Genomic DNA, 25,700 nt, shown 5'->3' on the forward strand with positions numbered 1-25,700 from the left:
CTAGGAAAGATGCCCATGCACCCCTCGTTCTTGCTTGATTTCCCGCTGAAAATTGCCGCCAGGCACGGATGGCTGCATGGCTGACCCATCCCCGCTCGTCATCATCGCCAGCAGCGGCACCGGCGGCGACATGCAACCGTTTATCGCGCTGGCGCAGGGCTTGCAGCAACGGGGCCGGCGCGTGCTGCTGCTGGTGCCGGGCTGGCAGGAAGCGGCCGCGCAGGCGTCAAAGTTGCCGTATCGCACCTTCGGCAGCGCGGAAGAGGGGCAGGCCATGCTGGGCAACCCCGGCCTGTGGGATGAACGCAAGGGCTGGGGCGTGGTGTGGAACGGCCTCGTGCCGCACCTGGGCGCCGTGCGCGACATAGTGCAAGGCTTGCCGGCCGATGAGGCTTGCGTGGTGCTGTGCCATCCCATCCTCGTGCCGATGGCGGCCCTGGCGCGGTCCGTGCGCCCGGATTTGCGCATCGTCGCGGCGTATCTCGCGCCATCGAACCTGTGCAGCAGCCATGATTTCCTGACGGCCGGTTCGCTGCGCATTCCCGCGTGGCTGCCGCTGGCCTGGCGCCAGGCCCTGTGGCGGATGATCCACCGCGCCATGATCGACCCGGTGCTGCTGCCTGGGCTGAACGGCGCGCGCGCGCAGCACGGCTTGCCGCCGGAAGCGCATTTTTTTGGACACATGCTGGCCGCGCCGGACGCCTCGCTGGGACTGTTTCCCGCCTGGTTCGCCGCGCCGCAGGCGGATTGGCCGCCGCACTTCGCGCAAGCCGATTTCACCGCCGCCGCCATGCCTGGCGCCGTAGCGCTGCCAGCGGAACTGGAACGTTTTCTGGGCGAGGGCGAGCCGCCCATCGTGTTTACGCCCGGTACCGGTCACCAGCACGCGCAGCGCTATTTCAGCATCGCCCTGGACGTGTTGCGGCGGCTGGGACGGCGCGGCCTGTTCCTCACGTCCCATGCGGCGCAGGTGCCGCAGCACTTGCCCCCCAGCGTCATGTGGCAGGCGTACGTGCCGTTCGCGGCGCTGTTGCCGCGCGTGGCGGCCGTGGTGCACCACGGCGGCATCGGCACCAGCGCGGACGCTTTCCGCGCGGGCATCCCGCAACTGATCGTGCCGTTCGCGTACGACCAGTTCGACAATGGCTGGCGCGCCAAACGGCTCGGTGTGGGGGAAGTCTTGCTGGCCAGGCGCTTGTCTGCCGGGCGCATGCAGCGGCAGCTGGCGCGCCTGCTGGCCGCGCCCGAAGTCAGGCTGGCGTGCGGCGAGGTGGCCCGCCGGATGGGTCAGGGGCTTGAATCAGCGCGCCTGCTGGATCACGTCGAAGCGGCCCTGGCCGCTTAGTCTGCCTGGGGACGCCAGGTGTCGTCGAGGGCGATGACCCGGTCGTTTGCGCCGGGCACGCAGCCGTCGGCGATCGGTTCCCAGCCCCGGTGCACCACCACCTGCTTGCCGTCGTGGCAGATTTCCACGCGTTCGCTGGCGGGCAGGCGCTGGCGCGCGAATGCTTCCAGGCTGGCCGGCAGGCTCACCGCCAGCTGCATCGAGCGAATTGCCTCAGGCGGGTGGTCATCCATATGCACGAGGGGCACGAAGATGGAGCCGAGCATCAGCCAGCGCGCACCCACGTCGACGGGGGCGGGCGCATATTGGGCGGCGCGCAGCCAGTCCTGGGCGCGGACGCGCAAGTCGCCGCCTGCCGCCAGTTCGCCCCAGGCCGAGGCCAGCATTTCCACCACCCACTGATTGCAATTCTGGTATGTCAAATTGAAAGCATACGCGTTGGCGCTGTAGCGGCCCGCCAGCAACTGCTGCACGCGCACGGGGTCGAGCAGGGCGCGGCGCAGGGGCGGCACGGTTTCGGCCGGCAATTTCACGAGCGAGATGTAGCCGAGCGCCGGGTTTTCCGTGCCCATGGCGAAACCGGCCGTGCCCTGGTCGAAGATGCGCGGGCGGCCTTCGTCGCAGGCGTAGTACAGCTGGCGCGCGGACCAGCCGCTGTCATTGTCGTGGCGCCAGGCCAGCGCGGCGTGCGAATAGCGGATGCCGAAGCGGGCCAGGTCCAGGCCGGAGCGGCTGATCAGGGCCACGCTGCCTTCGCTGGCGGCCAGTTCTTCGCGCACGACGGCGGCAAAGCGCAAGAGCCGGTCCTGTTCCGTGGCCGTGAGTTCCTGGGCGCGGTCGCAAAAGCGCGAGGAGGACATGGAGGTGCCCGCCTGGGCGGCGCCAGCCAGGACGAGTGCGGCGCAGCCGGCCAGCAGCGGCGCCAGTTTGCGCAAGATCAAAGGCTGACGGGACGCGTGGCCATTTCGCCGTACCAGTCGTCGGCCAGCACGAGGAAGAAGGCGGCGCGCGTGTCGTTGCGCGAGAATTCGATGCCGTAGGCGCGGTTTTGCGCATGCACCACGTCGCCCTGCGCCAGCTGCTGCTTGTCGAGCGCCGCTTGCGGCAAGTCCAGCACCAGCGGCGTGGCCGTGGCGTCGGCCTGCATCGTCAAGCGCGTCATACCGGCGCGGCCCGGCACGGCGGCCACGTCGATGATGCGGTAGGGACCATTGGCCACCTTGTTGTCGCGCGAAGAGCTGTTGCTCGAACCGTTGAGCGAATCGGAAATGCTGCCGCTCGACTGGGAACCGGCGCTGGAGGCCGAGGAAACGAAGCTGTCGGCGTTGGCGTTGCACGCCATGGTCAGAGCTGCGGCCAGGCCGAGCATGCGTAAGGAGGTAGTCAAGGCAGTTTTCCAGTGAGCATCAATGAAAGCGGACCGGGTCCATCCCGGCTCGCGCCATCATAGCAGATCGGCCATCAGCTGAGCAGTACCTCGATCAGGCCCTTCGCTTCGGCCGACGGCTGCGTGCGCAGCGCCTGCAGCACGGGATCGTGTTCCAGATAGGCTTGCAGAGCCTCGCTGACGGTGACGCTGGCCTGCGGCAGCGGCGAAGGGACGGGAGAGAGCGCCTTGGCCAGCAGCAGGGTGTCGCGCAAGCCCTCGGGCGGCAGCATGATGGTCGAGCCGGGCAAGGCGTTGACGGCGTCGGCCACCGGCAGCGGCACGCCCAGCTGGCGCATCAGCGCGCGGCCGATCACTTCCAGCGTGGATGCCATCTGCGTTTCCAGCTGGTCGTACAGGCCCGGAGTCTTGTCGGCCTGGGCCAGCAAATAAAAGCCGGCCACTTCATGCACGATGCCGGCGAACAGCGCCGTATCGGCGTCCGTCTGCGTGACGGTGGCGGCCAGCCCGTGCGCCAGCGCCGCCACGTGCACGGTGTGCGCCCACAGCTGGGTGGCGCGGGCGCGCAAGGCTTCGTCGCGGATGCCCGCGTTCAGCTGGCGGATGACGGCCGCCGTCGCCAGCGCATACAGGTTGCGGTGGCCCAGCCGCTCGACGGCGGCGCGCACGCTGGTGATGGCGGGCGCCTGGCCGGGCGAGAACAGGGCCGAATTGGCCAGCGCCACGGCGCGCGCCGACAAGGTCGGTTCACACAGCAGCAAGCGGCTGATGTCGGCCGAGTGGCAATCCGGGTTGGCCAGTTCCTTTTGCAGGAGCAGGGCCGTATTGATGCTGGTGGGAAAAGCCAGGGTTTCCGTTTCGGCGCTGGCCAAAAGTTGCGCCAGGCTGCTGAGCGTGTTGACGTGCATGGATAGGGGAGCGGGAAGTAGCAATGTCCCCATCTTATCAGGCAATCCAGGCCGCATGGCGCCCGGCTGCCTTTCCTGTCAGGCACGGCTGGCTGGCGGCGCCATTCATAAGCTGTACTTATAGACTTTAGTGGATTTGCCTGTCTATTCACGGTGGGCGAGGGCGGGTACGCTTGATCTGCCACAAGCGTGCCTCGTACGCGGCTTGTTCCATATCAATGTTTACAAGGAAAATACAGATGCGTGATGAAGTCCCCCAGCCGCAGCGGCGCACATTCCTGAACACCTCGCTGGCCATGGTGGCCGGCGGCGCCGGCATGGCCCTGGCAGACGCGGCCCAGGCGCAAGCGCCGGCGTCCGCGCCCACCCGGCCCATGGTCGTGGGCCATTCCCGGCGCAACGGCGTCGCTATCGAACGCGTCACGTTCCCCAACACCAGCGCGCAGACGGTCATCGCGGCCAACCTGTTCACGCCAGCCCGCTTCGATGCGGCAAAAAAATACCCCGCCATCGTCATCGGCCACCCGTTCGGCGGCGTGAAGGAACAGACGGCCGGCCTGCACGCGCAAAAGCTGGCGGAACTGGGCTATGTGACCCTGGCGTTCGACGCTTCGCATTACGGCGACAGCAGCGGCTTGCCCCGCTACACGGAAGTGCCGGGCACGCGCGTGGGCGACTACAGCGCCTGCGTGGATTTCTTCAGCAATCATCCGGCCGTGGACCCGGCGCGCATCGGCGTGCTGGGCATTTGCGGTGGCGGCGGCTATGCCGTCAGCGCGGCGCAGGTCGACCACCGCATCAAGGCCATCGCCACCGTCAGCATGTACGACATGGGCCGCGCGCGCCGCCAGGGGCTGGGCGACACGCTCACCTACGAGCAGCGCATGAAGACCTTGGACGAGGTCGGCGAACAGCGCACGCGCGAGGCGCGCGGCGAGCCGCGGCGCGACATCCGCGCGTTGCCCGAGTCGGCCGGGCCGGACGCGCCGGAAATCGTGCGCGAATTCCTCGACTACTACGCCACGCCCCGGGGCCAGCACCCGCACTCGACCAGCCTGTACGCCTTGACGAGCCTGGCGCCGATGATGAATTTCTTCCCGTTCGCGCAGATCGAGGCGATCGCACCGCGCCCGTTGCTGATGATCGTCGGCGAGCGCGCCGTGTCGGCCTACTTCAGCGAGGATGCGTACGCCAGGGCGGCGCAGCCGAAGGAGCTGTTCGTCGTGCCCGGCGCCTCGCATGTGGACCTGTACGACCGGCCGCCTTACATCGCGCAGTCGCTGGCCAGGCTGGACGCGTTCTTTCGTCAGCACCTGGGGGCGTGATGGGCGTTTTCTCGAACAGCATGAAAATAGGCTTCCTGGCGGCCTGCCTGGCGCTGCCCGTCTTTGCGTCAGCGCAAACGCTGGATGCGCAGAGCAAGCCGCCCTCGCGCGCGCAGCAATTGATGGGGGACCTTGCGCCGAAGATGGCCGACCTCACGGACAAGGTGCTGTACGGCGACATCTGGGAGCGTCCCCAGCTGTCCAAACGCGACCGCAGCCTGGTGACCGTCAGCGCGCTGGTGGCCATGCACCGTCCCGAGCAGCTGAAATCGCACCTGTTGCTGGCGCGCCAGAACGGCTTGACGGAGGACGAGCTGGTCGAGGCGATCACCCACCTGGCCTTCTATGTGGGCTGGCCGAATGCCGTCTCGGCGCTGGCCGTGGCGAAAGAAGTCTTCCGCAAATAACGACCGCCGCCCCGCGCGGCAAGAAAGGATATCCATATGCACCGATACGCCGCGGCACTCCTGCCGCTTTGCCTGCCCGCCGGGGTCGCGTCTGCCGCGCCGGCTGCCGCGCCAGCGGCCGTCACCGTCACGCGCGCCGCCGCCATGCCGGCCAGCATGGGCGACGCCGCCTACTTCACGGGCAAGGTTGCAGTCGACGCCAGGTTCCAGCGCCTGGCGCCGGCCCGCGTGGGCGGCGCCATCGTCACCTTCGCGCCCGGCGCCCGCACGGCATGGCATACGCACCCGCTGGGCCAGACCCTGATCGTCACGCAAGGCCAGGGCTGGGTGCAGCACTGGCAGGGCCCGCTGCAGGCGCTGGCCGTGGGCGACGTGGCGTGGATACCGCCCGGCGTCAAGCACTGGCATGGTGCGACGGCCACGTCCGCCATGCAGCACGTCGCGATTGCCGAGGCGCAAGATGGCACGGCCGTCAGCTGGCTGGAACAGGTGGCGGACGACAGCTATCCCCGCCAAGGCGCTCAATGACGATGCCGCGCCGGGCGTTCAGGCAGATTACGGCAGCAGCAGCGCATGCTGGCTGGCCGTATGGAAATCGCGCCACACGCGGTTGATGGCGCTGTCTTCGCGGGCCGCGTACAGGCCGCAATACGGATACACATCACCGACGGCCGCGCGGCATGCGGCGACCAGGTCCAGCGAACGGTCCTGCACGGCTTGCATGGCGTCCGCGCCGAGCGCCGCACCGCCCGCCACCTGCGCCCAGCTGTCGTCCAGCACGGCATAGAAGCGGGTGCGGGCGGCCGCGAACGCTTGTTTCCTGGCTTGCAGCATGGCGGCCACTTCCGGCACGTCCAGCAGCGGCAAGCCGGCGCGCGCATGGCGGCGGTGGCGTATGCCTTCTTCGGCCAGTTGCATGAAATGGCTGGCCATGCCGGCCACGTTGGCGGCCAGGGTCACGTAGGCCAGCGAATAGAACGGATAGCGGTACAGGGGGCCGCCGGCCGTCGCGGCCGAAGGATCGATGGTGAAACCGTGCTCCTTGGCAACCCATTGACCGTCGATGCGGTAGCTGTGCGAGGCGCTGGCGCGCATGCCAATGCTGTTCCACGAGGGCACCAGCTGCACCAGGGCGGCGGGGACGAGGAAGGCGCGGATGCGCGGCTTGCCATCCGCATCGAGCAGGGGCTGGCCATCGCGCCGCAGCCGGGCGTTCAGCGTGAAATGGGTCGCCATCGGCGCGCCGCTGGCGTAGTCCCAGCTGCCCGTGATGCGGTAGCCGTCGCCTTCCTCTTCCGCATCACCGGTGGCCGCGCCGCTGCCGCCCAGGCAGACGCGGGGCGTGCCGATGATGGTCCGCGCCATGTCGGGCGCCAGGAAGCCCGCAAACCATCCCGCGCCCGCGCACAGGGTCAGCACCCAGCCCATGCTGCCGTCGACGGCGGCCACGGCTTCTTCCAGGCGCACCACCTGCGGCAAGGGCAGCTCGGCGCCGCCCGCGCCGCGCGGCGCCAGCATCGTCAGCCAGCCGCGCCGGTGCAGCAGGGCTTGCTGGGCCGGATGCAGGAAGCGGGCGGCGTCGGCGGCCGGCGCATGACGCGCGATGCGGCGCGCGTCGCGCCCGGAAAGGGTAGCAGGGGTAGCGAGGGCAGCGTGCGGCATGGGCAGAATCCGGCAATGGCGAAGGCGGGCATTTTCGCACGGCGCGGGGGGCCAGCGATAGCCGGCGCCTGTTGCGGCGCCAGTCCCGCGCCTGTAAGCTGCAGGAAAAGGGGAAAAACATGTGCAGATTCGTCCATGCGGGAAGCGCGGCGGCATTGCTGCTGTGCCTGGCGGCTTGCGCCAGCGTGCCGCCACCGCCGCCCGTGGTCATGCTGGGCAAGGAAGACATCACCGTGGCGGGCCGGCGCGTCCACACGGTGGACGAGATGCTGGCCGTCCTGTCCGAGGAGCACATTGCCAGCGTTGCCTTGCGCACGCAGCCGGACGTGCCGTATGAGCGCGTCGGTGCCGTGATCTATTCCATCTTCCGCGCCGGCAGGAAAGTGTCGGAAGTGGGCGCCGCAGCGCCGTAAGCCTGCATGCCGCCGTTTTGCCGCATCATGGCGCGGACCGGCGCCACCCACCAGGAGCCTCCATGAGCGCATCGGCTGCGACGCAAATGAACCGCTGGCAAGATGCCAGCGCTGGCCTGTCGATCGCCGGCCTGCTGCTGCCGGAAGCGGTGGCGTATGCCAGCATCGGCAACCTGGCGCCGCAGGCGGGCATCCTGGCCCTGTTTGCGGGCTTGCTGTGCTACGGCGTGCTGGGCACGAGCCGCTTTGCCATCGTCTCGGCCACGTCGTCCTCGGCCGCCGTGCTGGCCGCCGCCATGGCATCCATGCCGGGCGGCACGGCGGGGCACCGGCTGATGCTGATGGCGGGACTGGTGATATTGACGGGGGCATTTTTCCTGCTGGCCTGGCTGGCCAGGCTGGGCAGCATCACGGAATTCATCGCCAAGCCCGTGCTGCGGGGCTTTTCCTTCGGCCTGGCCATCGTGATCATCGTGAAACAGTTGCCCGGCGTGCTGGGCGTGCAGCCGGCGCACGGCGATGTGCCGCATCTGCTGGCGGGCTTGCTGGCAGGTGCAGGACAGTGGAACGGCAGCGGCGCCGGCCTGTGCGCGGCGGCGCTGCTGTCGCTGTTCCTGCTGCGGCGGCTGCAGCGTTGGCCTGCCGGCCTGATCGTCATCGGGCTGGGCATCGCCGCCGGGCAATGGCTGGACTTGCCGCGCCATGGCGTGGCTCTGGTGGGCGCCATCGATGTGCGCCTGGCCATGCCTGTCCTGCCGCGCCTGACGCAGGAGGAATGGACGCGCCTGGCCGAGCTGGCGTTTGCGCTGGCGCTGATCCTGTATGCGGAATCGTATGGCGCCATCCGCAGTTTTGCCTTGAAGCATGGCGACGCCGTGGCGCCCGAGCGCGACTTGCTGGCGCTGGGCGCGGCGAACGTGGTGGCGGGCCTGTTCCAGGCCATGCCGGTGGGCGCCGGCTATTCGGCCACTTCCGCCAACGAGGCGGCCGGCGCCACCTCGCGCCTGGCGGGGCTGGTGGCTGCCGCCGTCGTGGGCGTCATCGTGCTGACCCTGCTGCCGCTGGTGGCCCTGATTCCCGTGCCCGTGCTGGCTGCCGTGGTCATCCATGCCGTCAGCCATACGCTGAACCCTGTTTCCTTGCGGCCTTATTTCACCTGGCGCCGCGACCGCCTGTTGGTGCTGGCGGCCATTGCCGGCGTGCTGCTGTTCGGCGTGCTCGACGGCTTGCTGGCAGCCATCGCCATGAGCCTGCTGCTGATGCTGCGCCGCCTGTCGCGGCCGGGCCTGTCCGTGCTGGGCCGGCTGGGCGACAGCCACGACTACGTGAAACTGGCGTTGTACCCGGCGGCCCGCGCGCAGCCCGACACGTTGATCCTGCGCCTCGATGAACCCTTGTTCTTCGTCAATGCCGAGCGCAGCCTGCACCTGGCACGCACCCTGCTGGAGGAGCGGGCCGGTCCGCTGCGCAAGGTGATCCTCAGCCTGGAAGAGTCGCCCGACCTCGATGGCAGCAGCGTCGAAGCCTTGCGCGACTTTGCCGCGTTTGCGCGTCAGCGGGGGCTGGCCCTGGCGCTGGCGCGGCTGAAGGAGCCGGCGTGCGCCGTGCTGCAACTGGCGCTGCGCGACATGCTGGCCGCCGAGGCGGCGCCGGCGCTGCTGCTCAGTGAATTGAGCGTGGCCGAGGCCGTGCGCCTGCTGGGCTGCGCCACGCCTGAAAAGTAGCGGCGACTATGCTACGCTGGCGGCCAGGCCATGCATCTGGGAGACGGTATGACAAGCGCGAAACCGCAACTGGTCAAGGGACGGCTGAACAAGCTGCTGCCCACGCAAATCACGGTGGGCATGGCCGAGGTGGCGCTCAAGCGCGCGCATTGGGCCAGCCTGGGCCGGAAGGCGCGGGCGGCGGCGCTGGCCGACCACTGGTTTCCCAGCATCATCGGTCCGGAAGGGCGCCATTACATCGTAGACCACCACCATTTCGGCCTGGCGCTGCACCAGGAAGGCGTGAAAAGCGTCAGTTTGATGATACTCAAGGATTTGTCCTGGCTGGAGCCGCTGCACTTCTGGCATGTGATGGACCACCACCAGTGGGTGCACCCGTACGACAGCGAAGGCTTGCGCCGCGATTTTTCCGCCATCCCCCGGCACCTGAGCGGCTTGCACGACGATCCCTACCGCAGCCTGGCCGGCGAATTGCGCAGCGCGGGCGGCTACGCCAAGGACGTGACGCCGTTCAGCGAATTCCTGTGGGCCGATTTCTTGCGCAGCCGCATCGCGCCCGCCAGCCTGCAGAAAAATTTCCCCAAGGCGCTGGCGCAGGCCATGAAGCTGGCGCGCAGCCAGCAGGCGCGCTATTTGCCGGGCTGGAGCGGCATCGTGCCGCCCGCCTGACCCCGCCTGTCGCTACAGCAGGAAGGCGCTGCCGGCCGCCAGTATGCCGGCCGCCGCCGCACCCACGGAGCCCCACAGCAGCCAGCGCCGCCGCGTCAGCACGGTGATGGCGGCCAGCGCCACGGCGATCTGGATGAAGGTCAGGGCCATGGCCAGCCGTTCGTGCGGGCGCAGCTTGGCTTCCGACGCCTCGCCCAGCTTTCTCGACTGCTCTTCCAGCTGGCGCGCCTGCGCCTGCACCAGGGGCTTTTCCCGTTCCTGCCGCGCCTGTTCCGCCAGGAAGCGGGCCCGCACCTCGGGTACGCTGGCCAGCGCGGCCGTCGCTTCGGCGATATGTCCCTTCGTCGACTTCGCCTGGTACAAGGCCCACTGGTCGCTCGCCTGCGCCTGTTTCAGGATGCTCTCGTTCTTCAGAAACATGGCCTCGTTCTGTGCATTGCCGCTCTGGTAGCTGATCAGGGCGCCGATGGTGGCGAGGATGGCCGTCATCAGGGCGATTTTCTGCGTCAGGCCATCGCGCTCCCTCTCCGTCGCCTCTTCCACGGCGTGCTCATGGGGGCTGGGTACTTCGTATTCTTCTTCCATGGCGGACCTTTCGCGGGGGCAGGAGGAGGGATCATGTGTCGACATGGCGATACTACCGCATCCGCCGTGTAAGCTGGCGGGCGCCGCGACATGGTGCGAACGGGCATAAGCGGGTACAGTAAGGCGTTCTCCCCTTGAAAGCGCACAGCCCATGAGCACGTCCCGTCTGCCCGACCCGCACTTCGCCGAAAAAGTCCGCGCCAGTTTCGATCTGCAAAACGCCATGACCCTGATCCAGGCCAGCCTGCCCGTGGTGGCGCATGGCAGCACGGAAATCCACGTGCCGCACTGGCGCGGCATCGAGCAGCAGCACGGTTTCGTGCACGGCGGCGTGGTGGGCATGATCGCGGACTCGGCCGCCGGCTACGCGGCCATGACCATGGTGGCCGACGGCGCGTCCGTGCTGACGGTGGAATACAAGATGAACCTGCTGGCGCCCGCCGATGGCGAGAAATTGATTGCGCGCGGCAAGGTGGTGCGCCCGGGGCGCACCCTGATCGTCACGCAAGCCGAAGTGTTCGCCGTGCGCGATGGCAAGGAAACCCTGTGCGCGCTGATGCAGCAAACCATCATGGTGATGCACGGCAAGTCGGAAAAGACGTGAGCCGTGCACCGGGCGATGGCGCTCAAGCCGCCTTGGCCAGTCCTTCCGCTTCCAAAGCCGCCTTGACGCTGTCGCGCCGTGCCACTCTGGCCAGGAAGGCTTGCACATGCGCCAGCGCGGACAAGTCCACGCCCACGCCTGGCGCCCAGCCCGTGATGACGAACAAATAGGCGTCGGCGACCGTGAACGTGTCGCCCGTCAGGTAGGCCTGGCCTTCCAGGCGGCTGTCCACCCATTTGTATTTCTTGGCCAGTTGCTGGACGAACAAGGCCTTGGCGGCCGCGTCGATGCGCGGATCGAACAGGGGGCTGAACGATTTATGCAGCTCGGACGTGATGTAGTTCTGCCATTCCAGCACCTTGTAGCGGGCAAAACTGCCCACGGACGGCAGCAAGTCCTGCCGGCCAGCCTGTTCGGCGATGTACTGGGCGATGACGGGGCCTTCGCTCAAGGTCGTTCCATCGGCGAGCGCCAGCAGCGGCACCTGGCCTTTCGGGTTGAGTTCGTAGTAATTGCCGCCTTCCTGCGTCCGGTGCTGGCCCAGGTCGACCTTGACCAGGGTAAACGGAGTGCCCGTTTCGCGCAGGATGATGTGCGGCGCCTGCGAGCAGGCGCCCGGCGAATAAAAGAGTTTCATGGCGATCCTTGAACAGGTGGGAAAGTAGCCACTATAGCCCTGCGCCGCCGCACGGTAAACGCATGTTCGTTTGGCGACTGTCCACGCCCGGTGGACGATTGCGCTGGCTCAAACGCGGGGATAGCGCAAGGTGTCGAGCAGCAAGGTAAACGCGGGAGAAGGGTGGCGCCGGCTCGGGTAATACAGCTTGTAGCCCGCGTACGCGGGGCACCAGTCGTCCAGCACGCGCATCAGGCGGCCATCGGCCACGTAGGGCAGGACCACGTCTTCCGCCATGCAGGCCAGGCCCAGGCCATCGAGCGCCGAATGCAGGCGCATGGCCATGTTGTTGTAGATCATCTGACCTTCCACGCGTACCTTCAGTTCCTGCCCATCCTTGGCAAATTCCCAGGCAAACAGGCCACCCAGGGTGGGCAGGCGCATGTTGATGCAGTTGTGCGCCATCAAGTCCTGCGGCGTGACGGGCGGCGGATTCCGGCTGAAATACGCTGGCGAGGCAACGATGGCCATGCGGAAATCGGGACCGATGGGCATGGCGATCATGTCCTTGGCCACTTGCTCGCCCAGGCGCACGCCCGCGTCGCAGCGCGCGGCCACGATGTCGGTCATGCCATTGTCGACGATGACTTCGATGTGGATGTCCGGGTAGTGGGGCAGCAGGCGGGCGATGGCCGGCTGCAGCACCGTCAGTGCCGAATGCTCGCCCGCGCTGATGCGGATGTTGCCGGCCGGCTTGTCGCGTCGTGCGCTGAGCAGGGCCAGTTCCGCCTCGATCTCGTCGAAGCGGGGCGCCACCGTGCGCAGCAGCTGTTCGCCCGCCTCCGTGGGCGAGACGCTGCGCGTGGTGCGCACCAGCAGGCGCAAGTCGAGCCGTTCCTCCAGCGCGCGCACGGTCTGGCTCAGCGCCGACTGCGACACGCCCAGCTTGGCCGCCGCCCGGGTGAAACTGCCTTCGCGGGCCACAGCCACGAAGGCGAGTATGTCGTTGAAGTTGGTTTGTGCCATGGCGGATGTCTTTCCAATTCATTAGTTGCGCTAATAAGTTCATGCAGACTTTAGCATCTATTCATGGTAATGCATACGGCTTACAGTGATGGCATGAACAATCCGCCAGTTGCTACTCCCTCTGCCGCGCCGCACAAGGCGGCCATTCTCGCCATCATTCTTGTCAGTTACGTGATGATCGTGCTCGACACGTCCATCGTGCTGACGGGCTTGCCGAACATCCACCAGGAACTGGGCTTTACGGATACGGGCCTGGCCTGGGTGCAAAGCGCGTATACGCTGACGTTTGGCGGCTTGCTGCTGGCCGCGCGCGCCGGCGACGTGCTTGGCCGGCGCCGCCTGCTGCAACTGGGCCTGGCGCTGTTCACGCTGGCGTCGCTGGCCATCGGCCTGGCGCGCTCGCCGGCCATGCTGATCGCCGCGCGCGCCATCCAGGGCGTGGGCGCGGCCATTTTGGCGCCATCCACCCTGGCCTTGCTGCAAACCACGTTTTTGGAGGGACGCGAACGCACGCGGGCCATCGCCCTGTACAGCGCGGTGGCAGGCATCGCCGCCAGCGTGAGCCTGGTGCTGGGCGGCGTGCTGGCCGAGTGGCTGTCGTGGCGCGTGGGCTTCTTCATCAACCTGCCCATCGGCGCCGCCATGCTGCTGGCCGCGCGCCGCTATATCGCCGACAGTGAAACCATCCAGGGCCGCTTCGACGTGGCCGGCGCGGCCAGTTCCACCCTCGGCATGTCGGCCCTCGTGTATGGCTTGATCCGCTCGGCCGGCGCCGGCTGGGGCGATTCCTTGACGCAAGGTGCGCTGGCGGCGGGCGTGCTGCTGCTGGCCGCTTTCATTGGTATCGAACGGCGCGCCGCGCAGCCCATCCTGCCGCTGCGCCTGTTCGCCGATGCGCAGCGCAATGCGGCGTACGGGGCCAGGGTGCTGTTCCTGGGCGCCATGATCGGTTTCTTCTTTTTCACCACGCAATTTCTGCAAGTGGTGCTGCGCTATCCGCCATCGCTGACGGGCCTGGCTTTCCTGCCCATGACCCTGGTCAACTTCGGCATGGCCCTGTGCGTGCCGCGTTTGACGCGCCGCCTGGGCAATGCGCGCCTGCTGGCCATGGGATTGGCGACAACCCTGCTGGGCATGGCATGGCTGAGCCGTATCGATGCGGGCACGGCGTACTGGCTGGGCGTGGCTTTGCCCATGGTGCTGATCGGCGCGGGGCAGGGCATGGCCTTGAGTCCGCTGACGGCGGCTGGCGTGGCGGGCGTGCCCGCGCAGGATGCGGGCGCCGCCGCGGGCATCGTCAACGTGGCGCACCAGCTGGGCAATTCGCTGGGGCTGGCGGCGCTGGTGGCGATCTCGTCCTTTGGCGCACACCAGCGCGTCGGCGCGGCGCTGCTGGCGCACCGCGTGACGGTGGCCCTGGGCGGTGCGAGCGCCATGCTGGCGCTGGCCTTGCTGCTGGTGCTGTCAAGCCGCCGCGGCGGCTGACCATTCGCGCAGCAACTGTCCGAACGCTTCGGCCGCCGCCGTGCTGCCGGCGGCGCGCCACAGCAGCTGGAAGCGGGCGGCGGGCAAGGCGGGCAAGCCATGCTGGCCATCGATGACCACCATGCCGGGCTCCAGGTCGCCTTGCGGCAAGGCCGTGACGGCCAGGCCCGCCAGCACGGCGGCGCGCAAGCCCTGCTGGCTGGGCGAGGTGAACGCCACGCGCCAGTCGAGGCCGGCGCCCTCGAGGGCGTCGACGCCCACTTGCCGGTGCATGCAGGGCGCCGGTGAAAACGCCAGCGGCAGGGGCAGCGCGCCGTCGTGCCGGAAATCCTGCGCCGCGGCCCAGACGAAGCGCGTGCGGCGCAGCACGGCCGCTTCATCTTGCCCGTCCGCCATGGTCATGACGACGGCCAGGTCCAGCGCATCGGCGGCGACCAGTTTTTGCAAGTCAAGATACGTGCCGACCGTCACATCCAGGCGCACGGCGGGAAACAGGTGGGCGAACCGCGCCAGCAGGGCCGGCAGGCGTGCGCCCATGAAATTTTCCGGCACGCCAAAGCGCACGGCGCCGGCAAGCGAGGAACGCTGGAAGCGGCGCGACAGCGCTTCCTGGGCCGCCAGCACCTGCCGCGCGTGGCGCAGGAAATCCTCGCCATCTTCCGTCAGGCGCAGGCTGCGCGTCGTGCGCACCAGCAGCGCCGTGCCCGCTTGCTCTTCCAGGCGGCGGATCTGGTGGCTGATGGCGGACTGGCTCAGGTGCAGCCGTTCGGCGGCGCGCGTAAAGCCGCCCGTGTCCTGTACGGCCACAAAGGCGCGCAGCAGGGCGGTATCGAAGTCCATGGGGTTCCCGTGATTCATGACGAAAATGAATGAATTGTACAAAATTTTATCATTTCCCTCATGAGTTTAGGCTTTCTAGAATGGCGGCTCGCAGTGCGCCGCCTCTACGCGCCCCTCCATGACTACCGACATCAAGGCTTCGATGCTACCGACTACTTCGCAACAAAACGCACTGACCCTGGCCGCCGTCTGCCTGGCCTCGCTCATGTTTGGCCTGGAAATTTCCAGCGTGCCCGTCATTCTGCCCACGCTGGAAACCGTGCTGCATGGCGACTTCAAGGACTTGCAGTGGATCATGAATGCCTACACCCTGGCGTGCACCACCGTGCTGATGGCCACGGGCACCCTGGCCGACCGCTATGGCCGCAAGCGCTTGCTGTTCGCCAGCCTGGCGCTGTTTGGCGTCAGTTCGCTGGCCTGCGGCTGGGCCGGCAGCACGGGCGTGCTGATCGCGGCGCGCGCGCTGCAGGGCATGGCTGGCGGCGCCATGCTGATTTGCCAGGTAGCCGTGCTGTCGCAGCAGTTCCCGGCCGGCGCCGCGCGCGGCAGGGCGTTCGGCGCCTGGGGCATCGTGTTTGGTCTGGGCCTGGGCTTCGGCCCCATCATTGGCGCGGCCATCGTCGCGCTGTCGAATTGGCAGTGGGTATTCCTCGTGCACGGGCCGCTGGCGCTGGCGGCCCTGCTGCTGGTGGCGCTGGGCGTGAGCGAATCGCGCGACCCGCAGCGGCGCAAACTGGACGTGGCGGGCATCGTCATGCTGTCGCTGGCCGTGTTCAGCCTGGCGTGGTGCCTCACGCAGGGGCCGGCGCTGGGTTTCGATGATCCCCTTGCGCTGGCCAGCCTGGCCGTGGCGCTGGCCGGTTTTGCCGCGTTTGCCGTCATCGAACGGCGTCAGGCGGAACCGATGATCGACTTTTCCGTATTTCGCATCCGCCGCTTCTCGGGCGCGCTGCTCGGTTCGGCGGGCATGAACTGCAGTTTCTGGCCGCTCATGATCTATCTGCCCCTGTACGTGCAGCATGGCCTCGGCTACAGCAGCCTGGACACGGGCCTGACCTTGCTGGCCTACACCTTGCCCACCTTGCTCGTGCCGCCGCTGGCCGAGCGGCTGGCGCTGCGCTACCGGGCCGATGCCGTGATTCCCGCCGGCTTGCTGGCCATCGGCACGGGCTTGCTGCTGATGTGCTGGGGCAGCCGCGCGGATGCCGCCAGCTGGCTGACGATTTTGCCCGGCTGCCTGCTGGCGGGCGCGGGCCTGGGGCTGACCAACACGCCCGTCACCAACACGACGACGGCTGCCGTGCCCGGCGAGCGGGCGGGCATGGCGTCCAGCATCGACATCAGCGCGCGCATGGTCAGCCTGTCCATCAATATCGCGCTGATGGGTTTTATCCTCGTTGCAGCCATCCAGTCCGCCTTGCGCCGGCATGTGCCTGCCGGGATTGACGGGGCGGCATTGCGGGCGTTGGCGGAGGGAGTGTCGGCAGGCAAGGGCGGTGCGCTGCCGGCCGGCGTGGCGAAGCTTGCGCTGGCACAAGGTTTTGGCGCCGTGATGCTGTACGGCGGCGTTGCCGCCTGCCTGTTCGCCGTGGCCAGCTGGCTCGTGTTTGGCGTCGGACGTGCGGGTGCGCCAAGGCTTGGGAGGCTATAATCTGGGCACGTTGACAAGTGTTGCTCAACGTCATTACGAGGCCGTCCATGCATAAACTGATTTCCGAACTCACCCGCCTGTACCTGTTCGATGAACAGCAGCACTATGTCGATGGCGAGGGCGGCGCGCAGCCGCTGACGCCGGCCGTGCTGGCGCGCCATCTGTCGGGCGAGCAGACGGTAGCGGTGCGACTCGTGACCGGGAGCGGCCTGACGCGCGCGCTGGTGCTGGAGTTTGGCGGCAAGGGCGGCGGCGAGGCGCACTGGAGCGCGCTGTGTACGATCGCCAATGCCGTGCAACACGAGCTGGACTTGCCGGCGCCCGCCGTCAGCATCTCGGGCACGGCGTTCCAGCTGTGGTTATCCTTGGCCACGCCCGTGCCCGTCGCCCAGGCGCGCCAGTTCGTGCAACTGCTGCGTTCGACCTTTTTGCCTGCCTCGACCGACATTCTTGCCGCCGCGCCGCCCGCCGACGTGGAACAGGTGGCGCTGCCGCCAAGCCTGCAGCCGTCGGGCAAGTGGGCCGCCTTCATCCACCCCAGCATGGGCGCCGCCTTCGTCGACGAGCCGGGCCTGGACATGCCGCCGCCGCCCGCTGCCCAGCTGGGCTTCCTGGAAAGCTTGCGCAGCATCAATCCGGCCCAGTTCGCGCAGGCGCTGGCGAAATTGCAGGGACATGCGGGCCTTTCGGAGTCTTCGCCAGCGCCTGTTCCCGTGGCCACATCGCCTGTTGTATCTTCCGTCAGCGCGTCCGGCTTGCTGTTGCAGGACGCCACCCTGGAAGACATCGTGCGCTGGCTGCATGCGCGCAACATCGAACCGACGTTCCGGCACCGGCTGCCGTAGCCACGGCATGGCTGGCTTGAGGTGAACAAGCAATATATATCGACATTCAGAACAATTGAAATTTCGGATGAAAGGCAGTATTCAATGGATTTCCATGTAGTCGCAAATTCCTATAATTGCTACGGCGGTCACACAACGTTGTCTCCGATCGGGGATTTTCTTCTCGCGGGCAGCGGCAGTTTTGGCGACGCGATTCAGGAAATTGCGGTCACGCTTCACTTCAGGGACTCTGGTCCGGCAAAGAAGACGCTGGAATCTCTGTTGGAGACGCACAACAATTTCCGCTCGACGCTGCCCAAGGTCACTTATCGAAGAGCAAAGGGCAAGGTCGAGATCGCCATCGCCAGCGAATTGATGGAAGGCCGGGACTGGACGCATTCTTCAACATTGTCCTTGCCACTTTTTAAAGCAGGTGTTGATGAAGTCATCCATGCATTAGGGCTATTGAGCAAGCGATTGAAGCGCACTGATGATTTTAGCCTGGAGAAATTTCTGAACCACTGTGAAGCTGCCAGGAAACGCGTCCCGGATTCCGAGGAAGCTCTGCAACTCCTGGCATCCGGCTTGAAGGCAGCGGCACAAGCCAAGCGTGATGGAATGTCGGCCTGGGAGCAGTTGGGAATCGACTGGGAAGACTTTCATCCCAAGGCACGCGAGATGCTGGATGATCCATTTTTTTGGAATTGCGCGGATGATTTCTCGCCGAACGGCAATGATACTGGAGCTGATCTTCTGGAGAGCTATCGCGATTGGCACAAGACGCACAAGGATGTCACGCCAATTCGATTCCTCGAGAAACTGGCAAAGCAGTGGGGATACGCCGACATACACGCCATGGACGATGATGTGCGCTGCGAAGCGTCGATTGCTCTTGCATTTGCGGATATCAAGTTAAGAGCGGCATGCAACCAACAGGTGCGACAACTGGCATTGGACGCTATCGGGCAGCAAAGAGCCCAGGCGCTGGCCGCGGGTGACTGGTCTCATCGCGAAGAAAAGCTACATGCGTTGGATCAGATCGAAGCAAAGTTGAAGCAAATGGATAACACCATGCTGCATTTGACGGACTGAAGCGCGGCGATCACTTTGACGTTGAATGTGATTTCGGGCGGCACAATGGGGCGTAAGCTGCCAATGACAGCAGCCACAAGCGGCCATGGGAAAGCACTTTTCCGCTAACCCAGTCAATATTACAGTTGCACTTGATTAGAGATGTACTTGAAAAAACATCAGAAAATGATATGCGTGGCGCTAGGTGCGATGCTGTTGTGGCCAGTAGTGGCGCAGGCCGATATTATTCAGCGACACGTGTTTACGGCTATTTCTAACGAGAAAGATAGCAAAGGCGCCGATGTGCTGACCGTGGCGGAATCTACGGCCTGCGGCGGCAATCACCTGCGCATAAAAGAGGGGATGCTGGAAAACAAAGATGAGTATGCGAGCCTCAGACCCGCACTCGCCGAGCGCATCCGTGACAAGACAGCAATGGTCGTGACCTTGTTTGGCTGCCCTGTCGGGAAAGCCGGCGATGAGGCCATTCCGTTTGCGCGCATGATGACCGACTGTGGCCCGGACTCCTGTCCCGACGGCAAGGCGCGCCTCTACCTGGACGAACAGCTGATGCCGCAGGTCAAGCATCGCTCGCCTTATGTGCTGGTGCTGCCCTTACCAAAAGCAGCGTTGCCCGGCACTTGGAAGGTGGAGATTTTCGATACCATCAAGAGCGATCTGGTACGAATCTCCGGACAGACCAATGCAGCCGATTTTGTTTCTGGCAAGATGGTTGGCGGTTACCGCTATTATGATCGAGATGGCAATATCAAATCGCAGGTAGAGCTAGATGAGCATGGCCGCGAACACGGCGTAGCAACTACCTATTTTAGTGATGGCAAGCTGGAGTTCCGAGGGCAATGGCGCGATGGCCAGCCCGTGGGTGTGCAAAATAGTTACCATCTCAACGGTAAGGTAAGCATTCGTCAGGTTTACAGTGATAAGGGCGTGCTGCTGAGTACCCAGCAGTTCAACGAGCAAGGTGTGCTGGTGTATTCAAATGGTCAGAAGTCGAAAAAATGAACTGATGCGGTGTGCCAGGCTCCCAGAGTATGTAGAGAGACGTAGCAGTGATGCACGACGTCGTGGGGTTCCGGTTCGTTTTGAAGGTGGAGAGGTTGGCTGAAATCGGCCAAGAGCGGACATTCGTAGTACATGAATCACGGTGTAATAATGAAAGAATCGAGACAGCATGCGATGGTCGCAACTTAAGAAGCAGCTACACGATCGCATCGCGAAGAGCGTTGTGGCGAGCATTGATCTCAACCAGACACGATATCGCTATTCTCATGACGAAGAAGGAGAGTTCTGGATAAGTTTTCACGGTAGCCGAATCTTTAGCACTGGGTCGCTAAGCTATTTGTCATCGCTTGCAGCCTTGACTGCGAAGAATCGCGCCGATGGGTCAACGCCCGCACAGGCATACGAGCTGGCTTGGCCTGTCATGGACGCTAGCGGGCTGTTTCTTCTGGAGCAGATGAACAAGGATTTGTTCTGCAGTCTTAGCCTGACGGTTGAGGAAATGTTGGATCACAACAATCCAGTCGTTAGGGGTTTAGCGATCATCGACGCTCGTTACGGCAAGCGTCGGCTGGCCATGTTGAATCCAATTACCGAACATCCTCTTGTTCAGAGACTACATAATCTGCGGTGCGAAGCAGAAGGCGTAGAAGCTCATACCTTATCGTAACTCCTGGCTACAGCAGGTGCCGATGCAGGGTATTTGCGAACGCGTGGAGGTCCGCTTCGGGGCGACAGCGGACGGTCGCCCAGGCGACGAGTCTGCCTGCAGACTGTGTCCACATTTTTTGTTCGTCCACCCCCGATTATTGAAACAGGGAAATGCCAGCGATGAAGAATCTCGTACTTGCCGTTGCGCTGTGCCTGGCTAACGGCGTTTCGCCAGCGGCGCTTGCCGCCGACGCCGCGCCTGTGGTCACCATCGAGAACGCGTTTTCCCCCGATGGCGGGGCGGAGGCGCTGGTGCTCAAGGTCATTGATAGCGCGGCGTCGACGATCCGGCTGGCCGCTTATTCGTTCAGCTCGCCCCATGTGGTCGAGGCCTTGCTGCGGGCGCGGCAACGGGGCGTGGATGTCCGGGTGCTGGCCGATACGCGGCGCAACGCGCGCAAGAACAGCCGGGCCGCGCTGGACCGGCTCGTCGGCGCGGGCATTCCCACGCGCCTGATTTCCCGCTATGCCTTGCATCACGACAAGTACATCGTTGTCGATGGCGTGACCGTGCAAAACGGCAGCTTCAATTACACGGCCGATGCGGCCACCGCCAACAGCGAAAACGTGCTCGTCGTGTGGCACAGCGAGCGCCTGGCGCAGTCGTATCTGGCGCACTGGGAAAACCGTTGGGCCAGCGGCGTCGACTATGTGCGCGTGCCGCGGCCCTGATCATTGCCCCTGCGCCGCGCCTTGCGCGCGCAGCCAGTCGAATACTTGCCCGACGATGGGCGAACGCGGGTGTTCCGCCACGCCCGACAGCCACCACGTGGCGCCGGGCACGCGCGGATAAGCGGGCAGGATGTGCAGCAGGCCGCGCGCCAGGCTGGCATCGACCAGCAGGCGCGGCAGGCAGGCGATGCCGCGCCCGTCCAGGGTGGCGTCCAGCAACAGGCGCGCATCGTCATAGATGGCCCGCTTGCGAAAGCGCGCCAGCGGCCCCAGGAACAATGGCGCCGTAGTGTCGCCCGTCAAGCTTTCTTCCAGACACACCAGATCCGCGTGCAGGTGATGCGCATCCTGCGGCACGCCGGCCAGCCGCGCCGCCAGCTCGCTGTTGGCGACCATCACCCATTCATCGCGCAGCAGGGGGATTTCCTGCAAGTCCGGCTGCAGGATGGGGCGCTCGCCGATGGCGATATCGACGTCGATTTCATCGACGAAGCGGGCGCTCTCGTCGACCGACAGCAGCAAGCACAGTTCGGGCAGCCGCGTTTCCAGTTCCCGCAGCCGGGGCTGCAGCCAGCCGTGCAGCAGGGGTGCCGGACACACCAGCACGACCAATCCCGGATCGAGATAGGTGGCGATGCGCCCCAGGCCGCTGCGCAGCACGGTCATCGAGCGCTGCACGCTGCGCAGCAGTACTTCGCCCGCCACCGTCAGTTCCACGCCCCGTCCCGCGCGGCGGAACAGCGGCTGCTTGACTTGTTCTTCCAGCAATTGCACCTGGTGGCTGATGGCCGACTGCGTCACGTGCAGCTCGTCGGCCGCGCGCGAGAAATTGCCGTGGCGGGCGGCCGCTTCAAAGCCCATCAATAACTTCAGCGAGGGAATGCGATGTTCTGACATATGAGAAAACCTAATGAATTGGCGTAAATCATATCATTTGTTTTCATATCTTGATCGCTCCACAATGCCGTCCATGCCAGCGCATCGACTGCGCGGCACTCTGACTAACTAATCAAGGATGGATATGAACACACGTCGATATTTCTTGCGCCATTGCATGCTGGGCGGCAGCGCGCTGGCCATGGGCGGCATGCTGGCCGGCTGCGGCGGCGGCACGCCGGAAACGGGCCCCGTCGCGCCATTGCCTCCGATCAATAGCGGCGGTGGCGTGCAACAGGCCGACGGCTGGCGCATGCCCGACGAGGCCGAAGCCCACAAGGCGACGTGGATGGCGTATGGCGCCTCGAACGCCGTCTGGACGCGCGCGCAAGTGCCGCAAGTGCAGCTGGCGCTGGTGCGCATCGCCAACGCGATCGCCGCCTACGAACCCGTCAACATGCTGGTGCGTCCTGCCGAGCTGGCCAGTGCGCGGCAGTTGCTGGACGCCCGCGTGAACCTGATTCCCGCCGAGATGGATGATGTCTGGATGCGCGACACGGGGCCCGTCTTCGTGCGCAAGCCGAATGGCGAGCGGGCCGGCGTGAAGTTCAACTTCAATGGATGGGGCAACAAGCAGCAGTCCGGCAAGGATGGCCAGGTGGCCGACGTGGTCGCGGCCCAGGCCAAGGTGCCGCTGCTGGCCACGCGCCTGGTGCTGGAAGGGGGCGCGCTGGAAGTCGATGGCAAGGGTACGGCCATCATCACGGAAAGCTGCGTGCTGAACAGCAACCGCAATCCGGGCTGGAGCAAGGCCGATTGCGAAGCGGAATTGGGCCGGCTGCTCGGCATCCGCAAGGTGATCTGGCTGCCAGGCATCAAGAACCAGGACATCACGGATGCCCACACGGACTTTTACGCCCGCTTCGTGCGCCCCGGCGTGGTGGCGGCGCACCGCGAGATGGACCCGGCATCGTACGATTACGCGCTGACCCGGCGCCACCTGGAGATCCTGCGCGGCGCCACCGATGCGGATGGCCAGTCGCTGCAGATCGTCGTCATCGATGGCCCCGAGAAAATTCGGCCTGGAAACAACCCGAACACCTTCGCCGCCGGCTACATCAATTACTATGCCACCAGCAACGCCATTTTCCTGCCAGAATTCGGCGATGCGCAAGCGGACGCCAGCGCCAAGGCGCAGTATGCGCAGCTGTATCCGGGACGCGCCGTGATCCAGATCAATATCGACCCCATCGCGGCCGGTGGCGGCGGCATCCATTGCACCACGCAACAGGAACCGGCGTAAGCGCGCCGCACAGGAGAATAGTATGCAACGACGACATTTTCTGAACGGCGCCATGGGCCTGGCGGCCAGCGCCGCAGCCGGTTTGCCGGCCTTGTCCGCGCTGGCGGCCGGCGCCGGCTGGCGCATGCCCGACGAAGGCGAGCGCCACGCCGCGACGTGGATGGCCTTCGGCGCGAATGACGACGTCTGGGGCAAGCGCCTGAAGGCGGGCGCGCAGGCGGATCTGGCGCGCATCGCGCAAGCGATCGCCAGCGTCGAACCCGTGCACATGCTCGTCAACGAGGAAGATTACGACGTGGCGGCTCGCCTGTGCGGCAACAAGGTCAAGCTGCTGGTACAGCCCATCGACGACCTGTGGATGCGCGACACGGGGCCCGTCTTCGTGAAAAAGGCGGGCGGGGCGCTGGCCGGCGTGAATTTCAATTTCAATGGATGGGGCGAAAAGCAGGACTACGACGACGATGCGCAGGTGGCCCCTTTTGTGGCCGGACGCGCCGGCGTGGCCGTGCTGGAAAGCAGCCTGGTGCTGGAAGGGGGCGGCATCGAAGTCGATGGCCAGGGCACGGCCATCATCACGGAAAGCTGTGTGCTGAACGCCAACCGCAATCCCGGCGTTGGCAAGGCAGCATGCGAACGTGAATTGCGCCGGCTGCTGGGCATCGAAAAAGTCATCTGGCTGCCCGGCATCGCCGGCCAGGACATTACCGATGGCCACACGGATTTCTATGCCCGATTCTGCGCCCCCGGCGTCGTGGCGGCCGGTTTCGACAGCGACCCGGCGTCGCCCGAACGGGCCATCACCCAGCGCCACCTCGACATCCTGCGCAAGGCCACGGATGCGCGCGGCCGTGCGCTGCAGGTGGTGGTCTTGCCCGGACCTGGGTCAGTCCGTCCGCGCTATGAAAACAAGGACTTCGCCGCCGGCTACATCAATTTCTATGTCTGCAACGGCGCCGTGCTGTGTCCGGAATTCGGCGATGCGGCAGCCGACCGCAACACCAAGGCCATCCTGCGCGAGCAATTCCCCGGCCGCGACATCGTGCAGCTGAACATCGACGCCATCGCGGCCGGTGGCGGCGGCATCCATTGCACCACGCAGCAGCAGCCGGCGTGAGGCGCGGATAGCTGAGGGAAATTCGCTGCTTTCCTGACGCGCGCCTCGTGTAAGATTTGCCAGCCGCGCGCATGCGCTTACAAGAATGGGAAGAAAATGAATAGTTGGTCTCCTCGCACCGTCCGCGGACTGCTTTTTTTGGGTATCGGCATGTGTGCCTTTAAATTGCAGCCGGTGATGACTGCCGCCCTGGCCAGCTCATTATTCTGGTCCGGCTTGTCGCAAGCGGGATTGAGCCTGGTCGGCATGGTCTGCTTGGCTGCTGGCGTTTATTTGCTGGCGACGCGGTATAAAAAATAAGACACGTGGCAGTCATCCGTCCACTGCCAGCCGTGCGAGGCAAGCCCACAGGCTGGCCTTGTAGTACGTCACCTCAACGCCATCCTGGAATCAGCGGGCCATTTCCCGCGCCAGGGTGGCCACCAACTCCTCCGCCCCCATTTCCCGCGCCAGCGGGGCGCCCTGGCCGGCCCACTGGGCGGCAAATTCGCTGTCGCCGCGCTGGCTGGCTAGCGCGTTCAATTGCTTGGCGGCATCGTAGGCGACGGGATAGTCGGCCGGCGGCGGGCTGCCCGGCGCTTCGCCATATTCGATGAAGCGGTTCACCATGCCGCGCGCCAGGCGGCCCGAGAGCACGCTGGTCAGCCGGGTGCTGGCCGCCCGTCCGCTTTTCAGGTTGGCCCGGTAGCCTGCATTGGCCGACGATTCCGGGCACAGCACGAACGCCGTGCCCAGTTGGGCGGCAGCCGCGCCCAGGTCCAGCGCGGCGCGGATGCCATGTCCATCCATGATGCCGCCGGCGGCGATGAGGGGTAGGGCGGTGCGGCGCGCCAGCAGGCGCAGCAGCACGGTGGTGCTGTGGCGCTCGTCCGGCGCTTGCGGGTCGAAGACGCCGCGATGCCCGCCCGCTTCCACGCCTTGCGCCACGATGGCGTCGACGCCCGCCTGTTCGATCAGTGCTGCCTCGCGCACATTGGTGGCCGTGGCCATCGTGTAGATGCCGGCCTGGCGCAGGGCGGCGATCTGCTGCTGCGTCGGCAAGCCGAAATGGAAGCTGACGACGGCGGGACGCTGTTCCAGCAACAGGGCAAACGCCGCTTCGTCGCCGATGAACGTTTTATAGATCTCGTCGAGCGCCTCTGGTACGGTTGCACCCAGCTCCGCAAACAGGGGCGCCAGATGGGCCAGCCAAGCCGCTTCGCGCCGCGCATCCCTGACGGCTGGCGCATGGCAGAACACATTGATATTGAAGGGCTTGTCCGTCAGCGCGCGCGTGTCGGCGATCATCTGGCGCGCCTGCGCCACGGTGCCGGCGCCGATGCCCAGTGAACCGAGGCCGCCCGCGTTCGACACGGCGGCGGCCAGGCGCGGTGTGGAGACGCCCGCCATCGGCGCCTGGATGATGGGCAATTGCAAGCCGAGACGGTCGAGGAAGCGCTGGATTGACGTCATGATGATTCCT

General features: G+C 65.8%; 28 protein-coding genes. 18 read left to right on the top strand and 10 right to left on the bottom strand.

The annotated features are described in order from the left end of the window. Window positions 1-76: 76 nt before the first annotated feature. Window positions 77-1,345: a nucleotide disphospho-sugar-binding domain-containing protein gene (locus tag O3301_RS00980; protein WP_305055217.1), complete on the top strand. Its 1,269-nt coding sequence runs from the start codon at window positions 77-79 to the stop codon at window positions 1,343-1,345. On the opposite strand, the gene O3301_RS00985 is transcribed toward O3301_RS00980, so the two are convergent. The 3 genes from O3301_RS00985 to O3301_RS00995 form a co-directional block, all read right to left on the bottom strand. After that, on the bottom strand, window positions 1,342-2,286 hold the full coding sequence (locus O3301_RS00985) for a DUF2145 domain-containing protein (protein WP_305055218.1): 945 nt from the start codon (window positions 2,284-2,286) through the stop codon (window positions 1,342-1,344). The two genes, O3301_RS00980 and O3301_RS00985, sit on opposite strands and share 4 nt — an antisense overlap. Continuing rightward, entirely contained in the window at window positions 2,283-2,714 is a 432-nt protein-coding gene (locus O3301_RS00990; protein ID WP_099664287.1) for a hypothetical protein, read from the bottom strand. The genes O3301_RS00985 and O3301_RS00990 overlap by 4 nt, the downstream gene beginning before the upstream one ends. Window positions 2,715-2,806: 92 nt before the next feature. Beyond that, a complete protein-coding gene (locus O3301_RS00995; protein WP_305055219.1) occupies window positions 2,807-3,640 on the bottom strand; it encodes an HDOD domain-containing protein in 834 nt (277 codons plus the stop codon). Window positions 3,641-3,879: 239 nt separating this feature from the next. Here O3301_RS00995 and O3301_RS01000 point away from each other — a divergent pair, with 239 nt between their 5' ends. Genes O3301_RS01000 through O3301_RS01010 form a run of 3 tightly spaced genes read left to right on the top strand, consistent with a single transcriptional unit; the run spans window position 3,880 to window position 5,900 of the window. Beyond that, window positions 3,880-4,965, top strand: coding sequence for an alpha/beta hydrolase (locus O3301_RS01000; RefSeq protein ID WP_305055220.1), 1,086 nt, complete (start codon window positions 3,880-3,882; stop codon window positions 4,963-4,965). Window positions 4,966-4,985: 20 nt separating this feature from the next. Further along, a complete protein-coding gene (locus O3301_RS01005; protein ID WP_305055221.1) occupies window positions 4,986-5,372 on the top strand; it encodes a carboxymuconolactone decarboxylase family protein in 387 nt (128 codons plus the stop codon). 36 nt (window positions 5,373-5,408) lie between these two features. Next, window positions 5,409-5,900, top strand: coding sequence for a cupin domain-containing protein (locus O3301_RS01010; RefSeq protein WP_305055222.1), 492 nt, complete (start codon window positions 5,409-5,411; stop codon window positions 5,898-5,900). 27 nt (window positions 5,901-5,927) lie between these two features. Here the strand turns inward: O3301_RS01010 and O3301_RS01015 are convergent, their stop codons facing one another. Further along, window positions 5,928-7,034, bottom strand: coding sequence for an acyl-CoA dehydrogenase (locus O3301_RS01015; RefSeq protein WP_305055223.1), 1,107 nt, complete (start codon window positions 7,032-7,034; stop codon window positions 5,928-5,930). 119 nt (window positions 7,035-7,153) lie between these two features. On the opposite strand from O3301_RS01015, the gene O3301_RS01020 reads away from it, so the two are divergent. The 3 genes from O3301_RS01020 (at window position 7,154) to O3301_RS01030 (ending at window position 9,840) form a co-directional block, all read left to right on the top strand. Then, complete coding sequence (locus O3301_RS01020) at window positions 7,154-7,447, top strand: hypothetical protein (RefSeq protein WP_289898210.1); 294 nt, start codon at window positions 7,154-7,156, stop codon at window positions 7,445-7,447. A 62-nt stretch (window positions 7,448-7,509) separates the two neighbouring features. Beyond that, complete coding sequence (locus O3301_RS01025; RefSeq protein WP_305055224.1) at window positions 7,510-9,171, top strand: SulP family inorganic anion transporter; 1,662 nt, start codon at window positions 7,510-7,512, stop codon at window positions 9,169-9,171. 48 nt (window positions 9,172-9,219) lie between these two features. Continuing rightward, window positions 9,220-9,840 carry a ParB-like protein gene (locus tag O3301_RS01030; RefSeq protein WP_251349075.1) on the top strand — a complete coding sequence of 207 codons (621 nt, stop codon included), beginning with the start codon at window positions 9,220-9,222 and terminating at the stop codon, window positions 9,838-9,840. Between the two features lie 12 nt (window positions 9,841-9,852). Here O3301_RS01030 and O3301_RS01035 read toward each other — a convergent pair whose 3' ends face one another. Beyond that, window positions 9,853-10,425 carry a DUF4337 domain-containing protein gene (locus O3301_RS01035; RefSeq protein WP_305055225.1) on the bottom strand — a complete coding sequence of 191 codons (573 nt, stop codon included), beginning with the start codon at window positions 10,423-10,425 and terminating at the stop codon, window positions 9,853-9,855. 151 nt (window positions 10,426-10,576) lie between these two features. Here O3301_RS01035 and O3301_RS01040 point away from each other — a divergent pair, with 151 nt between their 5' ends. Beyond that, complete coding sequence (locus O3301_RS01040; RefSeq protein ID WP_289905289.1) at window positions 10,577-11,029, top strand: PaaI family thioesterase; 453 nt, start codon at window positions 10,577-10,579, stop codon at window positions 11,027-11,029. Window positions 11,030-11,051: 22 nt separating this feature from the next. Here O3301_RS01040 and gstA read toward each other — a convergent pair whose 3' ends face one another. Continuing rightward, the gene (gene gstA / locus O3301_RS01045; RefSeq protein ID WP_305055226.1) at window positions 11,052-11,666 is read right to left on the bottom strand and encodes a glutathione transferase GstA; all 615 of its coding nucleotides are present in this window, start codon (window positions 11,664-11,666) and stop codon (window positions 11,052-11,054) included. Window positions 11,667-11,774: 108 nt separating this feature from the next. After that, a complete protein-coding gene (locus O3301_RS01050; RefSeq protein WP_305055227.1) occupies window positions 11,775-12,671 on the bottom strand; it encodes a LysR family transcriptional regulator in 897 nt (298 codons plus the stop codon). Between the two features lie 93 nt (window positions 12,672-12,764). Here O3301_RS01050 and O3301_RS01055 point away from each other — a divergent pair, with 93 nt between their 5' ends. Next, window positions 12,765-14,156: an MFS transporter gene (locus O3301_RS01055; protein ID WP_305055228.1), complete on the top strand. Its 1,392-nt coding sequence runs from the start codon at window positions 12,765-12,767 to the stop codon at window positions 14,154-14,156. On the opposite strand, the gene O3301_RS01060 is transcribed toward O3301_RS01055, so the two are convergent. Next, window positions 14,136-14,996, bottom strand: a complete 861-nt coding sequence (locus O3301_RS01060; RefSeq protein WP_305055229.1) for a LysR substrate-binding domain-containing protein — start codon at window positions 14,994-14,996, stop codon at window positions 14,136-14,138. The genes O3301_RS01055 and O3301_RS01060 overlap by 21 nt on opposite strands. Before the next feature lie 118 nt (window positions 14,997-15,114). Between O3301_RS01060 and O3301_RS01065 the strand changes: the two genes are divergently transcribed. The 6 genes from O3301_RS01065 to O3301_RS01090 all read left to right on the top strand — a co-directional run bounded on the left by O3301_RS01065 (window position 15,115) and on the right by O3301_RS01090 (window position 20,945). Beyond that, window positions 15,115-16,647, top strand: coding sequence for an MFS transporter (locus O3301_RS01065; protein WP_305055230.1), 1,533 nt, complete (start codon window positions 15,115-15,117; stop codon window positions 16,645-16,647). A gap of 47 nt (window positions 16,648-16,694) precedes the next feature. Further along, window positions 16,695-17,492 carry a hypothetical protein gene (locus O3301_RS01070; protein WP_305055231.1) on the top strand — a complete coding sequence of 266 codons (798 nt, stop codon included), beginning with the start codon at window positions 16,695-16,697 and terminating at the stop codon, window positions 17,490-17,492. A gap of 21 nt (window positions 17,493-17,513) precedes the next feature. Beyond that, the gene (locus O3301_RS01075; RefSeq protein ID WP_305055232.1) at window positions 17,514-18,563 is read left to right on the top strand and encodes a hypothetical protein; all 1,050 of its coding nucleotides are present in this window, start codon (window positions 17,514-17,516) and stop codon (window positions 18,561-18,563) included. A gap of 147 nt (window positions 18,564-18,710) precedes the next feature. Next, complete coding sequence (locus O3301_RS01080) at window positions 18,711-19,565, top strand: toxin-antitoxin system YwqK family antitoxin (RefSeq protein ID WP_305055233.1); 855 nt, start codon at window positions 18,711-18,713, stop codon at window positions 19,563-19,565. Between the two features lie 169 nt (window positions 19,566-19,734). Next, entirely contained in the window at window positions 19,735-20,232 is a 498-nt protein-coding gene (locus O3301_RS01085; protein WP_251349063.1) for a hypothetical protein, read from the top strand. 161 nt (window positions 20,233-20,393) lie between these two features. After that, window positions 20,394-20,945, top strand: a complete 552-nt coding sequence (locus O3301_RS01090; RefSeq protein ID WP_305055234.1) for a phospholipase D family protein — start codon at window positions 20,394-20,396, stop codon at window positions 20,943-20,945. Here O3301_RS01090 and O3301_RS01095 read toward each other — a convergent pair whose 3' ends face one another. Continuing rightward, window positions 20,946-21,842, bottom strand: a complete 897-nt coding sequence (locus tag O3301_RS01095; protein WP_305055235.1) for a LysR family transcriptional regulator — start codon at window positions 21,840-21,842, stop codon at window positions 20,946-20,948. A 124-nt stretch (window positions 21,843-21,966) separates the two neighbouring features. On the opposite strand from O3301_RS01095, the gene O3301_RS01100 reads away from it, so the two are divergent. From O3301_RS01100 to O3301_RS01110, 3 genes are all read left to right on the top strand, one after another. Then, entirely contained in the window at window positions 21,967-23,124 is a 1,158-nt protein-coding gene (locus O3301_RS01100) for an agmatine/peptidylarginine deiminase (RefSeq protein WP_305055236.1), read from the top strand. Between the two features lie 22 nt (window positions 23,125-23,146). Then, window positions 23,147-24,238, top strand: coding sequence for an agmatine/peptidylarginine deiminase (locus O3301_RS01105; RefSeq protein WP_305055237.1), 1,092 nt, complete (start codon window positions 23,147-23,149; stop codon window positions 24,236-24,238). 96 nt (window positions 24,239-24,334) lie between these two features. Beyond that, window positions 24,335-24,538, top strand: a complete 204-nt coding sequence (locus O3301_RS01110) for a hypothetical protein (RefSeq protein WP_139144478.1) — start codon at window positions 24,335-24,337, stop codon at window positions 24,536-24,538. A gap of 90 nt (window positions 24,539-24,628) precedes the next feature. On the opposite strand, the gene O3301_RS01115 is transcribed toward O3301_RS01110, so the two are convergent. Further along, window positions 24,629-25,690 carry a nitronate monooxygenase family protein gene (locus O3301_RS01115; RefSeq protein WP_305055238.1) on the bottom strand — a complete coding sequence of 354 codons (1,062 nt, stop codon included), beginning with the start codon at window positions 25,688-25,690 and terminating at the stop codon, window positions 24,629-24,631. Window positions 25,691-25,700 lie beyond the last annotated feature (10 nt).

This window comes from Janthinobacterium sp. SUN211, assembly GCF_030587315.1.
Taxonomy (GTDB): Bacteria; Pseudomonadota; Gammaproteobacteria; order Burkholderiales; family Burkholderiaceae_D; genus Janthinobacterium; species Janthinobacterium kumbetense.

What these genes read in the sequence shown, in the direction of transcription:
- O3301_RS00980 (WP_305055217.1), top strand. Translation starts at nt 77, where the DNA reads ATGGCTGACCCATCCCCGCTCGTCATCATCGCCAGCAGCGGCACCGGC.
- O3301_RS00990 (WP_099664287.1), bottom strand. Translation starts at nt 2,714, where the DNA reads ATGCTCGGCCTGGCCGCAGCTCTGACCATGGCGTGCAACGCCAACGCC.
- O3301_RS00995 (WP_305055219.1), bottom strand. Translation starts at nt 3,640, where the DNA reads ATGCACGTCAACACGCTCAGCAGCCTGGCGCAACTTTTGGCCAGCGCC.
- O3301_RS01000 (WP_305055220.1), top strand. Translation starts at nt 3,880, where the DNA reads ATGCGTGATGAAGTCCCCCAGCCGCAGCGGCGCACATTCCTGAACACC.
- O3301_RS01005 (WP_305055221.1), top strand. Translation starts at nt 4,986, where the DNA reads ATGAAAATAGGCTTCCTGGCGGCCTGCCTGGCGCTGCCCGTCTTTGCG.
- O3301_RS01010 (WP_305055222.1), top strand. Translation starts at nt 5,409, where the DNA reads ATGCACCGATACGCCGCGGCACTCCTGCCGCTTTGCCTGCCCGCCGGG.
- O3301_RS01015 (WP_305055223.1), bottom strand. Translation starts at nt 7,034, where the DNA reads ATGCCGCACGCTGCCCTCGCTACCCCTGCTACCCTTTCCGGGCGCGAC.
- O3301_RS01020 (WP_289898210.1), top strand. Translation starts at nt 7,154, where the DNA reads ATGTGCAGATTCGTCCATGCGGGAAGCGCGGCGGCATTGCTGCTGTGC.
- O3301_RS01025 (WP_305055224.1), top strand. Translation starts at nt 7,510, where the DNA reads ATGAGCGCATCGGCTGCGACGCAAATGAACCGCTGGCAAGATGCCAGC.
- O3301_RS01030 (WP_251349075.1), top strand. Translation starts at nt 9,220, where the DNA reads ATGACAAGCGCGAAACCGCAACTGGTCAAGGGACGGCTGAACAAGCTG.
- O3301_RS01035 (WP_305055225.1), bottom strand. Translation starts at nt 10,425, where the DNA reads ATGGAAGAAGAATACGAAGTACCCAGCCCCCATGAGCACGCCGTGGAA.
- O3301_RS01040 (WP_289905289.1), top strand. Translation starts at nt 10,577, where the DNA reads ATGAGCACGTCCCGTCTGCCCGACCCGCACTTCGCCGAAAAAGTCCGC.
- gstA (WP_305055226.1), bottom strand. Translation starts at nt 11,666, where the DNA reads ATGAAACTCTTTTATTCGCCGGGCGCCTGCTCGCAGGCGCCGCACATC.
- O3301_RS01050 (WP_305055227.1), bottom strand. Translation starts at nt 12,671, where the DNA reads ATGGCACAAACCAACTTCAACGACATACTCGCCTTCGTGGCTGTGGCC.
- O3301_RS01055 (WP_305055228.1), top strand. Translation starts at nt 12,765, where the DNA reads ATGAACAATCCGCCAGTTGCTACTCCCTCTGCCGCGCCGCACAAGGCG.
- O3301_RS01060 (WP_305055229.1), bottom strand. Translation starts at nt 14,996, where the DNA reads ATGGACTTCGATACCGCCCTGCTGCGCGCCTTTGTGGCCGTACAGGAC.
- O3301_RS01065 (WP_305055230.1), top strand. Translation starts at nt 15,115, where the DNA reads ATGACTACCGACATCAAGGCTTCGATGCTACCGACTACTTCGCAACAA.
- O3301_RS01070 (WP_305055231.1), top strand. Translation starts at nt 16,695, where the DNA reads ATGCATAAACTGATTTCCGAACTCACCCGCCTGTACCTGTTCGATGAA.
- O3301_RS01085 (WP_251349063.1), top strand. Translation starts at nt 19,735, where the DNA reads ATGCGATGGTCGCAACTTAAGAAGCAGCTACACGATCGCATCGCGAAG.
- O3301_RS01090 (WP_305055234.1), top strand. Translation starts at nt 20,394, where the DNA reads ATGAAGAATCTCGTACTTGCCGTTGCGCTGTGCCTGGCTAACGGCGTT.
- O3301_RS01095 (WP_305055235.1), bottom strand. Translation starts at nt 21,842, where the DNA reads ATGTCAGAACATCGCATTCCCTCGCTGAAGTTATTGATGGGCTTTGAA.
- O3301_RS01100 (WP_305055236.1), top strand. Translation starts at nt 21,967, where the DNA reads ATGAACACACGTCGATATTTCTTGCGCCATTGCATGCTGGGCGGCAGC.
- O3301_RS01105 (WP_305055237.1), top strand. Translation starts at nt 23,147, where the DNA reads ATGCAACGACGACATTTTCTGAACGGCGCCATGGGCCTGGCGGCCAGC.
- O3301_RS01110 (WP_139144478.1), top strand. Translation starts at nt 24,335, where the DNA reads ATGAATAGTTGGTCTCCTCGCACCGTCCGCGGACTGCTTTTTTTGGGT.
- O3301_RS01115 (WP_305055238.1), bottom strand. Translation starts at nt 25,690, where the DNA reads ATGACGTCAATCCAGCGCTTCCTCGACCGTCTCGGCTTGCAATTGCCC.